Origin of the sequence: Actinomadura rugatobispora (assembly GCF_042656285.1) — a bacterium.
Lineage (GTDB): Bacteria > Actinomycetota > Actinomycetes > Streptosporangiales > Streptosporangiaceae > Spirillospora > Spirillospora rugatobispora.
The window spans coordinates 1-19,380 of sequence record NZ_JBHSON010000004.1 but is presented as its reverse complement, the minus strand read 5'-3'; the positions used below and the strand labels follow the sequence as shown (position 1 = coordinate 19,380).

Here is a 19,380-nt window from a genome sequence, read left to right as displayed (position 1 = left end):
CGACCGCACGGGCGTCATGAAAGCCACCTGGTACGGGGCGCGGGGGTGAGCACGTCACGCCCGTGCCCGGTGCCGCACGGCCGATGACGGCTTCGCGACCCGCTTCGATCGGCGGGGCTCCACCGCCCGGGTCGCCTAGGAGCTCTTGGACGGGCCGGAGCCGACCCGGTCATCACCACCACTTCCGGCCCGCACCAGGGCCAGACGCCCGCCGACGCGGTACGGGCCCAAGGCCACGGCCGGGGCTGGTTGCGCTCAGCTCTGGTGCCTCCTGTGGGGGGCCCGGAGGGGCGGGGACGGATCCGATGTTCACCAGCTGATTCCGGCTGCCACCGGCCGGTGGTCGCTGCCGGTGGACGGCAGTACCCACGCGCTCTCCGGCTCAATGCCCCTGACCATGATCTGGTCGATCCGCACCACCGGGAACCTCGCCGGCCAGCTGAAGCCGAAGCCGTCCCCGGCCGTGTCCTGGGCCGAGCGCATCTGCGAGGTGATGTCGTCGAACGCGCGGTCGTTCATGGTGCCGTTCAGGTCGCCGAGCAGCACCACCCGGTCATTCCGCTCGGCGGCGATGGCTTTGCCGAGCGCCTGCGCGCCTCTGTCACGGTGGGCCGTCCAAAAGCCCGCCCTGGGATTCACCCGGACCGATCCCAGGTGGGCCACATACACCGCCAGCGGCCCGTGGTCCGTGGCCACCGTGGTGCGCAGCGCCCGGTTGTCGGCCATTCTGGTGTCGATCGGCTTGGTGTCCGCCAGCGGTCCGTAGTCCATTTTGATGTCGACCGGCCGGGTGCCCGACAGCGGCAGCTTGCTCCACAGCCCGACCGTGGCCTGCACCGTGTGGTGCGGGTACGCCTTCGCCAGCTCCTTCTCGTACGTGGGCAGAGCCTGCTGGGTCAGCTCCTGCAGAGCCAGCACGTCCGCACCGGAGGCGGCCAGGGTACGGGCGGTGCCGGTCGGGTCGGGGTTGCCGGCACCGACGTTGTGGCTGGCCACGGTCAGATCGCTGCCCGGGTGCGACTTGTCGTCGAGCAGCCCGCCGAAGAGGTTCAGCCACACCACGACCGGCAGCAGCAGCGCGGCCACCGCGGAGGCGGAGCGGCGCCACAGCGCCCCGGCCAGCAGCACCGGGATGGACAGGCCGAACCACGGCAGGAGGGTCTCCATCAGGCTGCCGAGGTTCCCGATCCGGTTCGGGATCTGTGCGTGCAGCAGCATGAACAGGCCGAGCAGCAGCGCCAGCGCCGCAAGGACCAGGCCACGTTGCCAGGGCCCGGGCCGGGAGCCGATGCGGATCGCCCGGCGGAGGCCCGCGCGCCAGGGGCCGGAGCCGGCATCCCGGCGGCCGGTGTCGCCCTGTCCGGTCTCCGCCGTGTCCACCTGCGTCATCGTCTGTCCTCGCTCAACGCCGGTCACTGCTGCATCCTCGGGTCGTGGGTGGGGTCGGCATACATGGGCGGGCAACCACGATCGACCGCGTCGGGGCGCAGTTCGTAGTGCCAGGGTTCGTTGCGGTAGATCTGGCAGAGCCCGTGGCCGGCGCCGTGCTCGGACAGCCACGCCGTGGCATCGGACCGCCCGATGTCGACCGCGTCCCCCGACACGTGAGGAGAGGTGTCCGCGGTGGCCACCCATCGTGCGGCTTCCTCTTCCGAGCCGTACCTGGAGACCGCCTCACGCAGGAGCTGATTTTGGTACTCCGGGGAACGCCAGCCGCTATTGACGTAGAACTTGACTCCGTCGTCCGCTGCATCCGTCGCAGCCTTGCGGAGGGCCTTGAGCAAATCCAGGTCGAGGTTGGCCACAGCCGGAATCGCGTCATTGAAGACGGTCACGCCGTCCGGGACGGCACCGTTGGCCTCGCCAAGCGCACCCCGGGGCTCGCGGCGAGGAGCATCCAGAGGGGGTGCGGCCAAGGAAGACAGTGATGGGGCCGAGGAGGGCGGTAGGGCGTCCGAAGAGGACGAGGCATTCTGCGACTGATAGACGAGGGCTGCGGCGATCGCTGCCATGACGACTATCGGGCCGACGACAAGGAGCCGCCGGTAGACCTTCCGAGGCGCTATCCGTGCCGATGGTGGGCTCTGACTCATGCCGCCAGTCAAGGCGGCGTGGTGTTGCCGGTACGTATGCGGTTTTGGATATGCCGACGATATGCGCCTGCTCGTAGCATCGACGGCATGCGCGTGCTGATCGTCGAGGACGAGCCCTACCTGGCCGAAGCCGTCCGCGACGGCCTGCGCCTGGAGGCGATCGCGGCCGACATCGCGGGCGACGGTGACACCGCTCTGGAAATGCTGAGCGTCAACGCCTACGACATCGCCGTCCTCGACCGCGACATCCCCGGACCGTCCGGTGACGAGATCGCCAAACGCATCATCGCCTCCGGCAGCGGCATGCCGATCCTGATGCTCACCGCGGCCGACCGGATCGACGACAAGGCCTCCGGGTTCGGTCTCGGCGCCGACGACTACCTCACCAAACCCTTCGAACTGCGCGAGCTCGTGCTCAGGCTCAGAGCACTCGACCGCAGGCGCGCGCACAACAGGCCGCCCGTGCGTGAGATCGCGGGCCTGCGGCTGGACCCGTTCCGCCGCGAGGTCTACCGCGACGGCCGCTACGTCGCGCTCACCCGGAAACAGTTCGCCGTGCTCGAAGTCCTCGTCGCCGCCGAAGGCGGTGTCGTCAGCGCCGAAGAGCTCCTGGAACGCGCGTGGGACGAGAACGCCGACCCGTTCACCAACGCCGTGCGCATCACCGTCTCGGCACTGCGCAAACGGCTCGGCGAACCCTGGACCATCGCCACCGTGCCAGGCGTCGGCTACCGCATCGACACGGCATCCGGCACCGGGCGTGCGGGAGGAGACCGTGGATAGAGCCCCCGGCTTGAGCGTCCGCCTCAAACTCACCGTCAGCTACGCCGGATTCCTCGTGCTCGCAGGTGCCTTGCTGCTCGCCCTGTGGGTGTTCCTCATGCGATATTTCCCCCATGCCGCGGTCATCAGAGACACGAGATCCGGCATCGGCGGGGCGTTCGTTCCAGGCCGCTCCAGCACCCAGCGGGCCTTCGGCCAGATGGCAGCCGCGATGTTGGTGTTCCTGCTGGTGTTCGGTCTGCTGGGCGGGTGGCTTCTCGCCGGCCGCATGCTCGCCCCGCTGACCCGCATCACGGACGCCACGCGCATGGCCGCGAACGGATCGCTGTCCCACCGGATCCGGCTACCGGGCCGCAGAGATGAGTTCCGCGAGCTCGCCGACGCCTTCGACGCCATGCTCGCGCGGCTCGAAGCACATATCGCCGAACAGCAACGGTTCGCCGCCAATGCCTCCCACGAACTCCGCACCCCGCTGGCGATCACGAAGACCCTGCTCGACGTGGCCCGCAACGATCCGAACCGCAGCAACGGCGAGCTCGACGACCGCCTCCGCGTCGTCAACGCCCGAGCGATCGACCTCACCGAAGCCCTGCTCCTGCTCAGCCGCGCCGACCAGCGGTCCTTCACCCGAGAACACCTCGACCTGTCCCTCATCGCGGAAGAAGCCACCGAAACGCTCCTGCCCCTCGCAGAGAAACGCGGCCTCACCATCGCCACCTCTGGCGACATCGCCCTCACCACCGGCTCGCATGCGCTTCTGCTGCAGATGACGACGAACCTCGTCCACAACGCGATCGTCCACAACCTGCCTGAACAGGGCACCGTGTGGGTCACGACCAGTGCCCACCCCAAGACCGTGGTGCTCACCGTCGAGAACATGGGCGAAAAGCTCGCCCCCCAGGTGGTCGCCACGCTCGTCGAGCCGTTTCAGCGCGGCACAGAACGCATACGCACCGACGAGCATGCCGGCGTCGGCCTCGGCCTGGCCATCGTCAGAAGCATCACCCAAGCACACGACGGAACCCTCACCCTCACCCCCCGCCCCGCTGGGGGCCTCCGCGTCACGGTGCAACTACCCGCCGCGCCACCGCACACCGGCAGATGAGCGGCGCCCCAGCACGTCCACGCCGGCCGACATGATCCTTTGGAGCCATCCGCTGGGTAGCCCGCAGTCGATCCGGCCGCTCCCGCAAGGTGGTTGGCTTCTCCTGTCGAGCCGTCGAGAACCTACGTCGTCCGGTGGGGCAGGGAGCGGGTGCTCCGGGTCACGCCGCTGATGCCGCGGTGGGCGTGTGAGCCCGGGTGCGTGGCGCGCAGGAGGTGTGTGGCTGACCGCACCGGCGAGCCCGCCCGGCCACGCAGGAACGCGGCCAGCGCCCGGATTGCGTCGAACACCTCGGTCATGCCGCCGTGCCGCACCACCGGCACCGACCCCGCGCACAGATCAACCGCTCGGCGTTGGACGCCATAGGCGTCTCGTCGGTGGTGACTGCGGCGGCGGCTCATGGGGATCCCCCACCGGCGTCTCGACCGGAACTCCGAGTGACATCCCCGCCGTGCGTTGCTGATCACCACCAGAGGACAATGTCCCCCTGGACGTGAGGAAACGGGGTAGGCGATGCATCCGTGGGGGCTGTCGGGGCCGGAGTTCCTCTGGCTGTACACCGCCGGCCTGGTCGTCGGCCTGGTCGTGGCGTTCGGTGTGCGGGTCGCGGCGCGCCGCCCACGACTTTCCGAGCCGCCCCACCGGCCCGCCCCTGAGGAGCTGGGCTTCCTCGCCGGCGGACCCCGGCACGCGGTCCAGGTCGCCATCGCCCGGCTGGTCGATAACGGTCTCGTCCGGGTCGATCGCCGCGGGACCCTGAGCTCCATGGCGGATGGCGGTCCGACCGGGCACCCGCTTGATGACGCTGTGCTCGCCGAGCTCACCAGACCGCGCAAGGTCGCCGCCGTGGCCACCAAGCTCGCCGGCGAACCGGTGGTGACCGAGATCGGCGAGTCGCTGGCCCGTCGGGGCCTGCTCGTCCGGCCGGGCCGGGCGGTCCGGACGCGTCGGCTCGCCCCGATCCCGCTGTATCTGCTGTTCGTGATCGGCGTGGCCCGGTGGATCAACGGGACCGTCAACGACCTGCCCACCGGCTACCTGGCCTTTCTGCTCGCTCCGACGCTCGTCGCAAGCGTTTACCTGAGCAGCCGGATGACCTCTGCCCTCAAGGCCCGCACGGTGCACGGCGACCGGGTCGTGGCCGAGGTCAAGGCGAGTGGCCAGGCGGATCCGCTGGAGCGGGTGGCGGTCAGCGGCCTGTCGGCCTACCCGGACGCGGAGTTCTCCCGGGCACTGGCCGACGGTGCGGCGGTGGCGTTCATCGGGGGAGCGTGGAGTTACGCCTCCGCCGGCTCGTTCGACTCCTTCGTCTCCACCGGCTCGTCCGGCGGCAGCACCTACACGCACAACTACGCGTCGTCGTCCGGCGAAAGCTCGTCGTCGGGCGGTGGCTGCGGCGGCGGCAGCTCCTGATGTCCGCTGCGGGCCGAGATCGCACGACGGTGGGTGGCACCATGACGCGGCCGAGATTGGGCATCGGGATCGGCTGGCGGCCGGAGATCGACCTCACGGTGGAGCGGTTGCCCGGCGTCGACTTCGTGGAGGTGCTGGCGGAGAACGTCCACCTCGACCCCCTGCCCGAGTCGCTGACCGTGTTGCGTGCACGCGGGGTGCCGGTGACCGCGCACGCGGTGTCGCTGTCCCTCGGCGGGGCAGAGCCGCTGGACCGCACGCGGATCGCGCATCTGGCGGCGGTGGCGGAGGCCGTGGACGCGCCGCTGGTCAGCGAGCACGTGGCGTTCACGCGCGCCGGCGGCCTCGACACCGGGCACCTGCTGCCGGTGCCGCGCACCCGTGAAGCGCTGAAGGTGCTGGCGGACAACGTCAAGCAGGCGCAGGCGGAACTGCCGGTGCCGTTGGCGCTGGAGAACATCGCGGCACTGCTCGGCTGGCCGGACGACGACCTGACCGAGGGCCAGTTCCTCGCCGAACTGGTCGAGCGCACCGAGTGCCGGCTGCTGACGTGGCCAACCTGTATGCGGGCGCGGTCAACTTCGGCACCGAGCCGGAGACCTTCCTCGACGAACTGCCGCTGGAGCGGCTGGCCTACGTGCACGTCGCGGGCGGGGTCGTCCACGACGGGCTCTACCACGACACGCATGCCCACGCGGTACCGCACGAGGTGCTGGACACACTCGCCGCATTGTGCGCCCGCGTCGACCCGCCAGGGGTCATGCTGGAACGTGACGACGACTACCCGGCGGACGCCGACCTGGCCGCCGAACTCGCCGCGATCCGCGCCGTCGTAGCGGCCGCCAAGGAGTCCTGATGCACTCGTGGGCCGTCTCGGTCCTGCGGTTCCTGCTCTCCTGCCCCGTCGCCGTGATCGTCGGTCGGGCCGCGGTGTGGTACGGCCGCCGCTGGGCCGGCAGGACCACACCGGTCGAGCCGCCGTCCACTGTGACCTTCCTCGCGGGTGGGACCGACCGGGTGGTCGACGCGGCCGTCGCCCGGTTCGTCCAGTTCGGGGAGAACCGCAAGGATGCACTGTCCGCGCCGGATGATCCGGCCTCGGACCACCCGATCGACCGGGACGTCCATCAGCACCCGGCGAAGGTCCACGCGCTGCGGCGCCGCCTCAAGGTGATGCCGCGGGAGCGGGCGCTCGCCGAGCACACCTCGACGGGCTGCCGTGCCTGCCGGTCGCGGTCAGCCTGGTCCGCCTGGTCGACGACACCGCCCTCGACCGCGACCCGATCGGTCACCTCCTGGCCGGCATGGCGATCATCGCGGCGTTCTCCATCGTGGTCCGGTCGCTTCCCGCCAGTGACACTGGCCGCTCTCCGCCGGTGACAGAGCGAGCGGAACTGGCCGCGCGGCAGCGAGACCTCGTTCGCGCGTTGCTGGCCGGCGGCCAGGTGCCTGACGGGTTCGACGCGCACCGGGTCGAGGTCGAGGCCCGGTCGCTCCGGTCCAAACGCCGGTCGGTCGCCGCCAGGTTGCGCCCTGACCTGGCCGAACGGCTCGGTGCGGAGTTCCGCCCGCTGTTCGACGCCTGGGCGCTCGACCACCCGAAACCGGTCGACTCGTCGTTCCGCGCCGACCTGGACCGCTTCGAATCCTGGCTGCACGACGGTGGCCACCTCGACGAGACACCCCGCGAACCACGCCGCTGGTTCCGCCGGCGTGCACGCGGGGAGAACGGCCGGTCATAGGTCGACGACGTCCCGGCGGGTACGCGTCGGCGGTCGCCTCCGGCCACCGCGCTGGCCAGGTCGCCGCCACCCCGCCCGAAGGCGCCTGACAGTTCGCCTCGGCCCGGGACCAGGTCCCGGGCATTGGTCACATCGACCGCGTCGCCAGTGCCCATGGACTGTGCGACAGTCCCGCAATCCGCTGAAGGAGTGGGAGGAGCCGGGTCGGCCGCTGCGCCGACACCTGACGGTCCACCGCGAATGCCTTGATCGCCTTCGCCGGCTGCGGCCGTCCTCACTCGATGATCGCGGTGACTTCGGCCTCGATGAGGATGCCGGGCTCGAAGAGGATGTCGACCCCGATCAGTGCAGCCGGCGGGGTGGCGATATCGAACTCACGGGCTGCCTGTTCAACGCCGGCGTTGAAGGCGTCGTACATTTCTCTCTTCCAGCCTGCGGCGTACCACGTGAACCGGACCACGTCGTGGAACGTCGCTCCCGCGGCGTCGAGTGCCCTGGCGAGGTTGCGGTAGACCTGGGCCACCTGTCCCGCGAGATCACCCGGTGCCACGAGCTCGCCGCTCTCGTCCCAGGCGACCTGCCCCGCGATGTGAACCTGCCTGCTCCCCGTCGCCACCGCGACGTGATGGTAGAGCGGGACTTGGACGAGCCTGTCAGGGTTGATGAGCTGAACAGCCATACGATCTCCTCTTCACTTCATCGGACAAGGGTGAGCGCGGAGGCGGCGAGCGCCGTGGCGGGCCGCTCCAGGCGGTACGCCGGAGTGAGGGCCATGCCGCAGGCCTCCTTGTCCAGGCACCCCGTGCTCACTTGTGGTTACCCGGAAACTGTAGGAGAGTGAGCGCTGACGTGGAAGAACGCACTTTTCGGTGACTGGGGAACCTGATGGTGACCAAGCGGTTCACAGGCTCGTCCGACGAGGCGGATCTGAGGCGCGCGGACTCCCTGGCGCGGGAGATCTTCTCGGATGTCGCCAACAAATGGGCGCTGCTGATCATCGAGGCGCTGGGTGAGCGCACCCTGCGCTTCAGCGAACTACGGAACGAGGTCGAGGGCATCAGCCACAAGATGCTGACCCAGAACCTGCGCATGCTGGAGCGCAACGGACTGGCCGAGCGGAAGGTGTACCCGACCGTCCCGCCGCGGGTCGAGTACACCCTCACCCAGCCGGGCCAAGCCCTTCGAGCCACGGTCGACCTGATCTGCGGCTGGACGCACGAGTACTTCGGTCACATCGAGGGCGCCCGGCGGCGCTTCGACGCCTGACGGCTCGAAGCACGTAGCCGAGAGGAAACGCGTCCCGGCCGGCTCACGGTGCACCGCGCCCAACGCACGTAGCCCGGCAGCTTCGCCGCGCCGTAGCCCACGTAACGCGATCAGGTGATTGGCCGTGTACAGGCGATGCGAGGTGATCGCGTCCAGGAATTGGGCGCTCTGTGCTGCGAGCGTGGGCCGTTCGCTGGTCTTGCGCCAGCGCTCGATGTGGGTGGCGGTCTACCCCACGGCTCGGAACGGCCGCGTCGGCGGCAGCACTACCAGGGATGCTGGGTTCTCCTCGAGTAGCCCTTGACGGAGTGCGGCGTTCAGCGCCGCGCAGGCGGGCGAGGATCCGGTCCAGGAGCGCGGCCGTCAACCGGCGCCCCGCCTGCTGGTGCTAGCGGGAGATGACAGCGAACATCTCCTCCACGTGTGCGACCGACGGTCGTTCGGCCAATGAGTGGGCTCCAGGCGCTCCCACGCCTCCGCCGAAGCCGCTCCGACGGAGGGCGGCGGCAACCATCGGGCCCAGTTCCAAGTCCCAACTTGGGTCATCACCTATCGTGCCGGCGGCGCACCACCTCGGTGATCCAGGTGGGCGCGAACGGAGAGGTGCAGTTCGGTGGCGTCGGGTAGTCCTTGAGCACCTGCAGGCGCTCGCCGATGTCGACGGCCCGGGTGCGGTGCTCGACGTGCTGAATCCCGATCTGGGCCAGGCACTCGTTCATCGCCCATTGCAGCCGAGTCGGGGCGTCTTTCATCTCCGCCTCGATGACGTCGAGCAATCCCGCGAGGTCAAGCCCCTCGGGCTTCTTCCCCACCCGCTCGGTGGTCAGTGCCCAGCCGGCACTCGCGACCGCTGGATCCGGATCCGTGAACCAGGCCAGGCGCAGCTCTTCGGAGCCCGGGTTCTTCTTCACCACGTAGTTCACGAGCCAGTCGTGCACCTTGGGGGTGCGCGCCTCGCGCAGCATGACGTCCAACTCGCCAGGCTCGAACGCCTTCGGGCGGCAGATCAGGAGCGCCAGCAGTCTCGCCGCGGTGTCGTCGGTCTCCCAGAGCCGGCGCGCGAGTTCCTGCTGCGTCTTCAGCCGCTTCGCGAGCGCGCGCAGCCTGCCGAGGTTCACACCGTGATCGTCGCCGTGTCTCTCGTTCACCGCGCGGATCTTCGGGTCCTCGAGCGCGGCCAGCTCGGCCATCACCTCGGCCACCGTCGCCTCGGCCACCTCAGCCTCCTGTCCACCATGACGACTCTGTGTCATGCGCTCCCGGTCGCCCCGGCAGCTTCAGGCGTGTCAGGTGCGTACTGCGCAAGCGCCATCGCTCGTCCTTGCTTGACCTCCTCCGGTGTGGCGCCGGCCTGGTCGGCGACGGTGGTCCACCGGTCGATTGAGGCGACGTTGAACTGCACCACCTCCGGCGAGTTCGCGGCCTCGCGCGGGTCTCCCATGGCTTCACCGGCGACGTAAAGGCCGAGACCAAGGAACGCGCCGTCCCAGCCAGGGCCGACGAACAGCGCACCTGCGACACTCTGCGCCATCGACAGGGGAACGGTGTGGTCCAACTGGAGCTCGGTCTCAGCATCCCCTTCCGGTGTGAGCGTCACCGTCAGGATGCTCTCGGGGCCACCGAAGGTCGTCCGCAGCAACGACGGAGGGCGGCAGGTGAGGATCTCGCCGTTCGCATTGCCCTCAAGCTGGAACGACCCGCCCTCGCGCAGGTCGCCGGAGACCGGCATGAACCACCGCGCGATCCGCTCGGGTTCGGTCAGCGCGGACCACAGGTCTGCCGCGTCCGTCGAGTACCGACGGCGCATCGTCACGCGCACCACCTCGCCGCCGTCCGCGTTCTCGCGTGCCACGTGACGGTGCACCGCCGCCAGTTCGTCGATCAGGTCCCTCATGTCTCGTTTCCCTCTTCCTTCGATTGCCGCTGCGCTTTGCCGCGCGCGATCTCTGTTTCCAGGGCGTCCAGCCGCGCCCCCCACAGGTGGCGGAAGCGGTCGACCCAGGCGTCCACTTCCTGGAGCCCCGTCAGGTCCAGCGAGTAGAGCCGACGGGTCCCTTCCGGTCGCATCGTCGCGAAGCCGGACGTACGCAGCACCGCCAGATGCTGCGAGACCGCCGACTGCGAAATACCGAACTCCGCCCCCACGGTCGCCACCACCTCACCGGCGCTGCGCTCACCCTCGGCCAGCAGTTCGAGGACGCGGCGACGAACCGGATCACCGAGGACATCGAACGCATGCACGAATCCTTTATATCAGGCTCCACGAATATTAGCCGCATCTAAAGTTCATGCCAAGCGCAGGCGAGAGGAAGCACTCCAGCAGCAGGAGCGGAGCCGGACGAAGGTGGCGCACCGCCAGAGCCCCTCTGCGACACCCCGTCCGTGCCCCACGGCCACGAGCTGGTGCTCCTCTCACCAGGACTGCCTCAGATACCCACCACGCACTCTCGCCGCCGACCATCGTGACCCGCCATGTGACCTGGTCAAACTTCCACGGCTAGGCATCCCGGCGATCACGCCTGGGGCCACCTTGCGGCTAGAACAACGCGCACTCCGGCACCACGTCCTTCGACGTACCGCTGCTCGATCGCGAGCGAGGCTGTCCCCGCGCCGACCTCGTCGAGGCTGACGCGCCTTTGATGTGCGGTTAGTCCTTTCGCAGGTCGTCAGGCAGCGGATGCTCTCGATCATTCCGCCGGTGTCGCGGTGCGCGAGCGGGCATGGCCAGGTGGCCGAGCCCGAGTGCGTGGCCGTACCAGTCAAGCCGCTGACCCACGGCCCGGCGGCAAGGTGGTGGTGGGCGGCTGGACACCGCTGTACGTGGCGGCCCGGGAGCGGCCATCGCCTGGCGGCGTCACGCTGGCGGCCACCGCAGCGCGGCCGACGTCCCGGGACGCCGGCCCGGCGTGCCGCGCAACTCCCGGGCGTCCCAGGAAGCCACCCGGTGGGCGGGCTCGGTTTGGGATGCAGGGTGTTCACGCGGTGCTGCACCGGACTCGATTGAGGGTGGCTTCGCGTAGGGCGCTGACGGTGGGCTGGGGCACGGCCGCGGTGGCGGGAGGTCCCGGGCATGATGCCCGCGGCACTCAGCGGGTGCGCGGCGGTCTTCTCTGCTGCGTGGTGCGCCATCCTCCGGCAGCACTGGTTGTAGTTGCGGGCGCGGATGTCGTAGAGGCTGGTCTGGGAGTTTCGGTATTGGTCGTGGAAGCGCAGTGGGGTGCGCCGCTGGTGGTGATCGGCGAGCCGTACGGGTTGATCAGGGCGGTGGTGGAGCGTCGGTGATGCTGTCCTGGAAGTCGTCCAGCGGCTAGAGCGGGGGCGCGTTGGCCGGGGTCTTGAGCAACGCCGTGCTCAGCGAAGTGATGGGGTCCCTCACCATTGGTGAGTGGACGCAGGCGGCGTTGGGTTCGCTGATATGGACGGGGGCCATTGCTATCCGGCGTCTTGGGCTTTGTTGGGGGAGCGGCTGGTGCGGTTGCCGTCTGCGAGGGTGACCTGGTGCAGAGTGGCGGCCCAGCCGCCTGGTTTTGGATCGGGCAGCATGCCGGTCGGCTTTAACTCACGGTGTCGTATTTGGGCGCACCAGTCACCGCGTCCGCCGGAACACGCTCGGGGGAGTCGGTGCGGCGGCGCCGCAAGTAGTGCTCGATGGGGGTGGAACCCGCCTTGTTGGCGCTCCAGCACGGTGATCTGATGCCGCAGCACCACAATCGCAGTTGCCAAGAGCAGAGCTGCCCATCATTCCGCGGCGACCGCCTTGCCGCGGCTCGTCCTGCATCTCCTGGCTGCTGAGCTACCGCCGGGTCAGGAGACGATGCCGGGCCAATTGCTCCCGCCGGTGGCTACGCGCCCATTGACTTGCCTTCCGAAATCGGGGGCGTGTCCTGGTGGCACACGGTTCCGGCCGGGGGGAGGGTGCCGTCGATGAAGTATCGGCTCTCGTGCTCGTTGATGCAGCTGCTGGGGTTGCTCAGTGCGGTGTGCCCGTACCCGCTGTTGGTGAGCAGGCGGGCGTTGGCCAGCTCCTTGGCCATGGCCTGCGAGCCCGAGTAGGGGGTGGCCGGGTCGTAGGTGGTGCCGACCACCAGGACGGGGTGTGCCGTCGGTTTGTTCCACGGGCCGCGATAGCGGTTGGCCGCTACGGCCGGCCAGGTGGCACACGGCTCTGCGGCCCAGGTCCAGTAGCGTCCGGCGTCGCCTGAACGGGAGGCACTGGCCTTCTCCAGGGCGTGGTAAGCACCGGGGTCACGCGGATTGGGGCTGTCGCCGCAGAACACCGCAGCCGCCTGTTCCTCGCCCAGATACGGATTCGGATTCGGGACCGGTGGTGCGGGTGGGGGTGCGGACGGCTTCGGGACGCGGCCGTGCCACAGGTCCTGCAGCCTGCCGGCGAGGTTCATCCATCCGGGGTGGACGATGTAGAGGCTGTTCACTGTGTCACCGACCGTACGGCCGTAGGTCCAGGTGCCCACCGGATGCTCCCGGAGGCGCCGCATCAGCTGGTCGAACTTGGCCCGCGTCGCTTTGGGGCCGCCGGCGGAGAAGGCGCAGACGGCGGTAGTGGTCGACCCGCACAGGGAGAGGAACTGGTCCAGCGTCGCGGCGGCGCTGCGGTCCGCCCCCATGCGCAGGAGCGTCGGGAGCCGGGGGGTGTCGTTGGCGTGGTTCGTCCAGGCCTGCGGGTCGATATTGCTGTCGAGGGTCATGGCGCGGACCTTGCCGGGGAAGAGGTTGGCGTAGGTGGCGCCGAGGATCGTGCCGTAGGAGATCCCGAAGTAGGTGAGTTGTGGTTCGCCCACCGCCTGGCGGAGGTGGTCGAGGTCGCGAGCGCTGTCGACGGTCGATACATGACGCAGGAGTTCCGGGTCACGCTGGTGACAGCGCTGTCCCAGATCCTTGTACGCGGCAATCCAGGTCGTCCGCTCCTGCTCGCCCACAGGGAAGCCTGCCGGTTTGCTCGAAATCCAGGCGTCGGCTTCCTCGCGACTCTTGAAGCAGTTCACCGCGGTGCTGTTGCCGATCCCGCGGGGGTCCCAGCTGACGATGTCGAACCGCTCCCGCACCTTCCGCGGGAAGAACTCGTATCTCTGTGGCATCTGCACCGTCCCGGGCCCGCCGGGGCCGCCGGGGTTGAAGAACAGGGTGCCGATGCGCCGTCCGGGACCGGTTGCCTTGTGCTTGATGACGGCCAGCTCGATGGTGCGACCACCTGGGCTGTCGTAGTCCAGTGGCACCTTCGCGGTCGCGCAGTCGAACTCACTGCCTTGGACGCAGGGACTCCAGTCCAGCTGCGGGGTGGGCACCGAAGGTGACGGTCGGTGGGACGTGCCGACGTCCAGCCCGTTGCATGCCGTCGAGCAGACCACCGCCACGGCGATGACCGCGGCGGCACGTCGGCGAGCCGCCAGGGGTCCAGATATGGGCATGCTCTGTCCTTCCTTTTTGGCTGAACGCCCGATGCCGCCAAAGCGCTGGACGTCGGCACACATCCGTGTCAACTGCCGTCGAGGCGGCCAGCGACTGCGCCCGGCGCAAGGTCGCATCCGGCGCCAGGCCCCAGCGACTTTGGCCCCGCAACCTCTTTCATCGGATGGAGTGATCGTGGGACGGGCCCGCCCTGTCTCAGTGCTGCATCTGTCCGACCAGTTCGCGGTCACCGGCGATGATGTGCTCGTAGCGCTCACGGGTGACCGCGGCGGTGGACGTGGGAGCGGGCCTAGCGGTCACCATCCCTCACGGGGCGGGGCCCGGCAGACCGGACCACCGGCGACCAGACCTGGCCCAACGCCCGCCACGGGCGAGCCAATTCGAGATCCACCACCGGCAACGACGGCAAATGACCGTTCGAAACCAGATCCGGCGCATGAACCGTTCGCCGGAGCGTTCATCCAGACGCTTGGACGAACGCTCCCTTTCGAGCGACCCAGGCCCTCGGGCGGGACTGCGGCGAGCTGTACACCGCGTTCCTGTGGTGTTCCAACTCGGCCACTCGCACCGGACACACTCGCCGACCCTCGTCCCGCTCCATCGCGGCCGTACGGAGACGGACCCGCCGCAGCCGGCGCGCCTGCGACGCTTCCCCGTCTGCACCCCCGGCGAACGGGTGAGAACGGGCTCAGCAGCACGGAACGCCTCCCGCACGACCGCCGAAGTACGCATATGAGCACTGCACGACGCAGAGACCCACTCGGCGGGAGCACGGAAGGTGTCGAACTGGCTGGCGAGAGGAGTTGTGTAGCACGGGCGTCAGTGGCGGACGGCAGCTCATTAGCCACCGCGTAGATGTCGCTGGACATCTTCCGCTCAACCGTCCCGGGCGGAGCCACGATCAAGGCAATGTCACGGCGCGGTGCGTCATGTTGATGCTGGGCCTCGTCGGCGCCGGCGTTCTCTAGTGCCAGGGCTCAACCGGGGAGATCAGCCACTCACCCATACCCGGGCGTATCGCCGGAAGGTCACGCCTCTCCCCGCCCGGCGACGTCCAGCTCGAACCGTTCCACAGGTCGGACACTTCTTGTCCGGCCGTGTTGGCGTGCGGCGCTGCGGTCTCCAGCGCGTGAAGGGCGGCGCCGGCGTCCAGGAACTTACCCAAGCTGCAAACTCCTCGATTCAGGCATTGTCAGTCATTCCCGCCCCGCTGTCCGCGAGATCAAGCAGCGATCGAGGACGAAAGTAGATGGCCAAGGCGGTCTATCGCCCGCCGATTACCGCGCTCGGGGTGACCCATCCACCTGCAGTTATTCCCGGTTCGGGTCTGGTCAGGTGACCCCAGAGGTCAAGGCAGATAACTTCCTCGCCATGTGGGGGGCAAGCCGAAAAATGATGTTCGTCCGTTATCTGGCACCGGTTTCCCTATTTCCATCCGGCGCTCCCTCTGAGGAGCGTGCGCAGCACCCCGCCAGGTCGCGAACGGCTCGTTAATTGGAGGGAGGCAGTCCAGCGCGTCGGCATCCTGGGCTACCTGCTCAACGTCCTGCCCGTCTGCGCGGGATCACTGCCTGCGCGGTGCAGCCGTGGAGGCCCCACGTCGGGTTCTCCCGCGCCATCCGCTCGGGGAGTAGTTCCGCTCGCGCAGGATCGTCCCTGGGGTGACCGTGAAGATCTCCGCCCAATGTCGGCGGTGCATCAGTCGCGACAGCGCCACCGGCCAGAGCCGATCGGCGTGCTCCCGGCGTGGCCGACCGTGGAGATCGGTGTAACACCTGGTTCTCGTGCCGCAGTACCACGTCCTTGGACGGTCCCAGCGGACCAGCTCCCCGATCGGACGGAGCAAGATCCGGAGCAACCGGTAGAGCAACGGTCGCGACCATGCCGCTTAGCTCACAGAAGGGAGCCGGTGCCGCGCGGGACACGGTGCCGCGACGGATGATCCGCAGCAGCCATGGCCCTTCATTGTCATTGAGGTGGCGCCCCGCACCGGTTCACGCCGTTGACGGCGCCTCCAGTGACAACTAGCATGTGTACTTAACGAGTCTTAATGTGTAAATAGCGAAAAATGGTGGTGTCGCACCGCGGGTAGGGCGAGGGGCGGCGTCGGCAGGGAGGGTTCGCCGTGTCCGTTGACCTGTGCGCGCTCTCTCGCTCGCCGCTCAGCCGACGATGCCCGATCTTGGTCGCCGGGCTGTTCCCGAGGAGGCGGTCTGATGGCCGGATCGGAGGTCTACCTCCTGGACGTCACGTTGCGGGAGGGGATGCACGCCATCACGGCCGAGGGCGTCCGGTGATCGAGATGGGCCACGGCGACGGGCTGGGCAGGCATACCGACGACGAACGGCAGAATCGATGACCATATTGCGGATCAATTATCTGGCCCACCGCAATCCGGGCATGACACGCGAGCAATGGGTTCCGCGGTGGCGGCAACACTGGCGTCTCGCCGAATCCCAGAAGGAGTCGGCGACCGTACGGCGATACATCCAGTGTGAGGTCCTCCACGACACCTCACCCAGAATGCACGACGGTGTGGCGAGCTCCGAATACTTCTCTGCCGAAGCCCGCGACGCCAACCGTAGTGCCGCGGGCTACCACCGCATCATGCGTCAAGATGAGATGCAGGTCTTCGACTCGCTCATTGAGCCTTTTTCGTGCGCCCAGCAGAGCAGGAGGTGAAGCCGTGACGTAGCGGTGGATCTTGTTGTTCGCAAGCTCGTCGTCGCTTGCCGGTGGGAGTCCGGTCCGGGTAGCTGCCAGGAGGCCCGGTAGCAGGCTGGCGGCTTCGTCTGGAAACGGGCGGGGTCGAAGCCCAGCGTCAAAAGCCCTTTCATGGGGGAGCGATGGTGCGGTCCGTAGCATGAAGCGAAGCCTGCGGCGTCGTTACTCAGCCCGCCCGCTCGGGTGGGACAAGGGAGTGCCGAGCCTCTCGAAATCGGGGCGAAGGCCAGGGACGCGGTGAAGAGCCTGGAAGCGCAGCCGCCAAGGACTCCCCGGCGTATGGGGGCGCGGAACGCATCAATAGTGGCGGCGGGAACTGGGGAGGCCCTCCCCGGCCCGGCAACCTGCGGAAGTGTCGTTGCCGGAGCATCGCGCTCTATAACCGATGACCTCGGGAAATGAGCGGGTGCCGGGTGGGCGTCGGAGGCGGCCGTAGTACCGCTTGAGCCGACCGGACAACACAACCGGCGGTGAGGGAAGGGCCGCTGCTTCGTCGATGCGCAGCGATTTCAAGGAGGAGACCCGGTGAGTGCCGGTCAGGCTATCCCCGCCGCGAAGGGATCCCTTGGGGATCCGGTCCGTGCCTTGCAGCATGCGCTTTACCGGGCGGCCAAGGCCGATCCCGGGCGGAGATTCCACGCGCTGTTCGATAAAGTCTGCCGCAGGGACGTGCTGCAGCGCGCGTGGGTGGCGGTGCGCAACAACAACGGCGCACCGGGTATCGACAAGACCACCCTGGCCATGGTCGAGGAGTACGGAGTGGACCGGCTCCTTGGTGAGGTGGCCGGCCAACTGCGGGAGCGGCGGTATCGGCCGCTGCCGGCGCGGCGGGTGCTGATCCCCAAACCTGGGCTGAAAGATCAGTTCCGGCCGTTGTCGATTCCCGTGGTCGGTGACCGCATCGTGCAGGCCGCGTTGAAGATCGTGCTCGAGCCGGTCTTCGAGGCGGACATGGCCGACTGCTCGTTCGGCTTCCGCCCGAGGCGGTCGGCACACGACGCCCTGCAGGTGCTCATTGATGAGTGCCATCGGGGGCGGCGGTGGGTGGTCGAGACGGACATCGCCGATTGTTTCTCGGCGATTCCGCACACGGAGTTGATACAGGCGATCGAGGAACGCGTCTGCGACCAGTCCGTGCTCAAACTGCTGCGCGCGATCCTGCGTGCCGGGGTGATGAAGGACGGGCAAGTACGGCGAGAGATCACCGGAACTCCGCAAGGAGGGCCGGTGTCACCGCTGCTCTGCAACGTCTACCTGCATCGATTGGATCGGGCGTGGGATGACGGTGATGGGGCGCTGGTGCGGTTCGCCGACGACGTGGTCGTGATGTGCTGGTCGGCCAGTCAGGCCGAGCGGGCGCTTGCGCGCTTGGTCGAGTTGCTGGCTGAACTTGGTTTGGAGCCCAAGGCGGCCAAGACCCGCATCCTGCACCTTGAGGTTGGAGGTGGCGGCTTTGAGTTTCTGGGCTTTCACCATCGGCTGGTGCGGTCGCGGGGCGATCGGGGCCGCCCGAAGGTGACGTTCCTGGCTCGCTGGCCTGCGGACAAGGCCATGCAGCATGCCCGTGACCGGGTCCGGGAAATGACGTCCCGGCGGTGGCTGCTGCTGCGGCCAGAGGTGATCGTGGAGAGGCTGAACGCTTTTCTGCGAGGCTGGGCGGCCTATTTTCGTTACGGGCACTCGGCTCAGCGCCTCAGTAAGATCAGACGGTATGCGCAGTGGCGGTTGGCGCAGTTCATGCGCCGACGTCACCGCCGCAGCATGATGTTCGGCTGGCAGGTGTTGATCAACTCCCGGCCGGTCGATCTCGGTCTGATCGGCTTGTATGGAATCACCGTCGCACCCAGGGCGGGCAAGCCCTGGCGGGTGAGGCCGAATGCCCCCGTGTGAACGGCGTCGGTGAGCCGTGTGCGGGAGAACCGCATGCACGGTTCGAAGTGGCGGGAGCTGGAAACGGAGCAAGGACCTGGCCATGGTCATCGGGGAGGGCACAGCCGTCCGGGAAACCGGCGGAAGAAAGACCCCGAGCCCTACCGCCAGGAACGCCACCGCGCCAGCTCCCGACCCTACAGCAGTGGTTTGAGGTGGGCTGATCACAGCATGATCGCGGGCGGCGTGGTGGCTCCAAGAAGAGAAGAAGCCCCTGGTAGGACGGTTGATCTCTCACAACCGGCCGTCCACACCAGAGGCTTCCATGCTTTTCTACCGTGCTTCGCTGCCGTTGTCGCGCCGAACCCTGGCCTACGCCACCGGCGTGGTCCGCCGCCACCGCAGGGCGATCGGCAGCAGGGGCCGGGCGCTGCCGCCCGGCACCCAAGCCCTGATGACCCTGGTCCACCTGCGTAAAGGCGAGACCTATGCCGCGCTGGCCGCCGGGTTCGGTGTATCGGTCGCCACCGCCTGGCGCTATGTCAACGAGGCCATCGACCTGCTGGCGGCCCGGGCCCCGAAGTTGCCCGCCGTGCTGCGCAGAGCGCGTCGCGACGCGCTGCCCTACCTGGTGCTGGACGGCGTCCTGATCGCGATCGACCGGGTCGCCGCCGACCGCCCCTTCTACTCGGGCAAGCACCGCCGGCACGGAATGAACCTCCAGGTCATCGCCGGACCGGACGGAACATGGCTGTGGGTGTCGGGGGAACTGCGCGGCGCCGTCCACGATCTGAGGGCCGCGCGGATCTGGGGCATCATCCGGGCGCTGGCCGAAGCCGGGCTGCTCACCCTGGCCGACAAGGCCTACCAGGGAGCCGGTGAACACGTCCTGACGCCCTACAAAGGGCGCGGCAAGCCAGAGTCCCAGAAGGAGGCCAACCGCGCCCACGCACGACTC

At 68.5% G+C, this 19,380-nt stretch carries 15 protein-coding genes and 1 pseudogene; 9 read left to right on the top strand and 7 right to left on the bottom strand.

Annotated elements, in window-relative coordinates; translation table 11 throughout:
• Nucleotides 1-309 precede the first annotated feature (309 nt).
• Nucleotides 310-1,389, bottom strand: a complete 1,080-nt coding sequence (locus ACFPZN_RS03315) for an endonuclease/exonuclease/phosphatase family protein (RefSeq protein ID WP_378279984.1) — start codon at nucleotides 1,387-1,389, stop codon at nucleotides 310-312.
• Between the two features lie 23 nt (nucleotides 1,390-1,412).
• Complete coding sequence (locus ACFPZN_RS03310; RefSeq protein ID WP_378279982.1) at nucleotides 1,413-2,012, bottom strand: M15 family metallopeptidase; 600 nt, start codon at nucleotides 2,010-2,012, stop codon at nucleotides 1,413-1,415.
• 168 nt (nucleotides 2,013-2,180) lie between these two features.
• Here ACFPZN_RS03310 and ACFPZN_RS03305 point away from each other — a divergent pair, with 168 nt between their 5' ends.
• From ACFPZN_RS03305 to ACFPZN_RS03280, 6 genes and pseudogenes are all read left to right on the top strand, one after another.
• Nucleotides 2,181-2,876: a response regulator transcription factor gene (locus ACFPZN_RS03305; protein WP_378279980.1), complete on the top strand. Its 696-nt coding sequence runs from the start codon at nucleotides 2,181-2,183 to the stop codon at nucleotides 2,874-2,876.
• A 10-nt stretch (nucleotides 2,877-2,886) separates the two neighbouring features.
• Complete coding sequence (locus ACFPZN_RS03300) at nucleotides 2,887-3,981, top strand: HAMP domain-containing sensor histidine kinase (RefSeq protein WP_378279977.1); 1,095 nt, start codon at nucleotides 2,887-2,889, stop codon at nucleotides 3,979-3,981.
• 513 nt (nucleotides 3,982-4,494) lie between these two features.
• A complete protein-coding gene (locus ACFPZN_RS03295; protein WP_378279976.1) occupies nucleotides 4,495-5,394 on the top strand; it encodes a TIGR04222 domain-containing membrane protein in 900 nt (299 codons plus the stop codon).
• Nucleotides 5,394-6,250 (top strand): annotated as a pseudogene (locus ACFPZN_RS03290) (MbnB/TglH/ChrH family RiPP precursor modification enzyme). The gene ACFPZN_RS03295 and the pseudogene ACFPZN_RS03290 overlap by 1 nt, the downstream one beginning before the upstream one ends.
• Entirely contained in the window at nucleotides 6,250-6,774 is a 525-nt protein-coding gene (locus tag ACFPZN_RS03285; protein ID WP_378279974.1) for a hypothetical protein, read from the top strand. The pseudogene ACFPZN_RS03290 and the gene ACFPZN_RS03285 overlap by 1 nt, the downstream one beginning before the upstream one ends.
• Nucleotides 6,771-7,136 (top strand): SCO6045 C-terminal-like domain-containing protein, encoded by a 366-nt coding sequence (locus ACFPZN_RS03280; RefSeq protein ID WP_378279972.1) that lies wholly within the window; start codon nucleotides 6,771-6,773, stop codon nucleotides 7,134-7,136. The genes ACFPZN_RS03285 and ACFPZN_RS03280 overlap by 4 nt, the downstream gene beginning before the upstream one ends.
• A 274-nt stretch (nucleotides 7,137-7,410) precedes the next feature.
• Here ACFPZN_RS03280 and ACFPZN_RS03275 read toward each other — a convergent pair whose 3' ends face one another.
• Entirely contained in the window at nucleotides 7,411-7,815 is a 405-nt protein-coding gene (locus ACFPZN_RS03275) for a RidA family protein (protein WP_378279970.1), read from the bottom strand.
• A 206-nt stretch (nucleotides 7,816-8,021) separates the two neighbouring features.
• Between ACFPZN_RS03275 and ACFPZN_RS03270 the strand changes: the two genes are divergently transcribed.
• On the top strand, nucleotides 8,022-8,402 hold the full coding sequence (locus ACFPZN_RS03270) for a winged helix-turn-helix transcriptional regulator (protein WP_378279968.1): 381 nt from the start codon (nucleotides 8,022-8,024) through the stop codon (nucleotides 8,400-8,402).
• A 545-nt stretch (nucleotides 8,403-8,947) separates the two neighbouring features.
• Here the strand turns inward: ACFPZN_RS03270 and ACFPZN_RS03265 are convergent.
• From ACFPZN_RS03265 to ACFPZN_RS03250, 4 genes are all read right to left on the bottom strand, one after another.
• Complete coding sequence (locus ACFPZN_RS03265) at nucleotides 8,948-9,592, bottom strand: DNA alkylation repair protein (protein WP_378280445.1); 645 nt, start codon at nucleotides 9,590-9,592, stop codon at nucleotides 8,948-8,950.
• A gap of 59 nt (nucleotides 9,593-9,651) precedes the next feature.
• On the bottom strand, nucleotides 9,652-10,296 hold the full coding sequence (locus ACFPZN_RS03260) for an SRPBCC family protein (RefSeq protein ID WP_378279966.1): 645 nt from the start codon (nucleotides 10,294-10,296) through the stop codon (nucleotides 9,652-9,654).
• The gene (locus ACFPZN_RS03255; protein ID WP_378279964.1) at nucleotides 10,293-10,643 is read right to left on the bottom strand and encodes an ArsR/SmtB family transcription factor; all 351 of its coding nucleotides are present in this window, start codon (nucleotides 10,641-10,643) and stop codon (nucleotides 10,293-10,295) included. Before ACFPZN_RS03255 ends, ACFPZN_RS03260 begins: the two co-directional genes overlap by 4 nt.
• A gap of 1,601 nt (nucleotides 10,644-12,244) precedes the next feature.
• Nucleotides 12,245-13,705: an alpha/beta hydrolase gene (locus tag ACFPZN_RS03250; protein ID WP_378279963.1), complete on the bottom strand. Its 1,461-nt coding sequence runs from the start codon at nucleotides 13,703-13,705 to the stop codon at nucleotides 12,245-12,247.
• Nucleotides 13,706-17,078: 3,373 nt separating this feature from the next.
• On the opposite strand from ACFPZN_RS03250, the gene ltrA reads away from it, so the two are divergent.
• Both ltrA and ACFPZN_RS03240 read left to right on the top strand, forming a co-directional pair.
• Nucleotides 17,079-18,443 carry a group II intron reverse transcriptase/maturase gene (gene ltrA, locus ACFPZN_RS03245; protein ID WP_378279961.1) on the top strand — a complete coding sequence of 455 codons (1,365 nt, stop codon included), beginning with the start codon at nucleotides 17,079-17,081 and terminating at the stop codon, nucleotides 18,441-18,443.
• 304 nt (nucleotides 18,444-18,747) lie between these two features.
• On the top strand, nucleotides 18,748-19,380 hold a 633-nt coding region (locus tag ACFPZN_RS03240; protein WP_378279959.1), incomplete at its 3' end, for a transposase family protein.

Coding starts and splice junctions, on each gene's coding strand:
- ACFPZN_RS03315 (WP_378279984.1), bottom strand. CDS start 1,389: ATGACGCAGGTGGACACGGCGGAGACCGGACAGGGCGACACCGGCCGC.
- ACFPZN_RS03310 (WP_378279982.1), bottom strand. CDS start 2,012: ATGGCAGCGATCGCCGCAGCCCTCGTCTATCAGTCGCAGAATGCCTCG.
- ACFPZN_RS03305 (WP_378279980.1), top strand. CDS start 2,181: ATGCGCGTGCTGATCGTCGAGGACGAGCCCTACCTGGCCGAAGCCGTC.
- ACFPZN_RS03295 (WP_378279976.1), top strand. CDS start 4,495: ATGCATCCGTGGGGGCTGTCGGGGCCGGAGTTCCTCTGGCTGTACACC.
- ACFPZN_RS03285 (WP_378279974.1), top strand. CDS start 6,250: ATGCACTCGTGGGCCGTCTCGGTCCTGCGGTTCCTGCTCTCCTGCCCC.
- ACFPZN_RS03275 (WP_378279970.1), bottom strand. CDS start 7,815: ATGGCTGTTCAGCTCATCAACCCTGACAGGCTCGTCCAAGTCCCGCTC.
- ACFPZN_RS03270 (WP_378279968.1), top strand. CDS start 8,022: ATGGTGACCAAGCGGTTCACAGGCTCGTCCGACGAGGCGGATCTGAGG.
- ACFPZN_RS03265 (WP_378280445.1), bottom strand. CDS start 9,592: ATGGCCGAGCTGGCCGCGCTCGAGGACCCGAAGATCCGCGCGGTGAAC.
- ACFPZN_RS03260 (WP_378279966.1), bottom strand. CDS start 10,296: ATGAGGGACCTGATCGACGAACTGGCGGCGGTGCACCGTCACGTGGCA.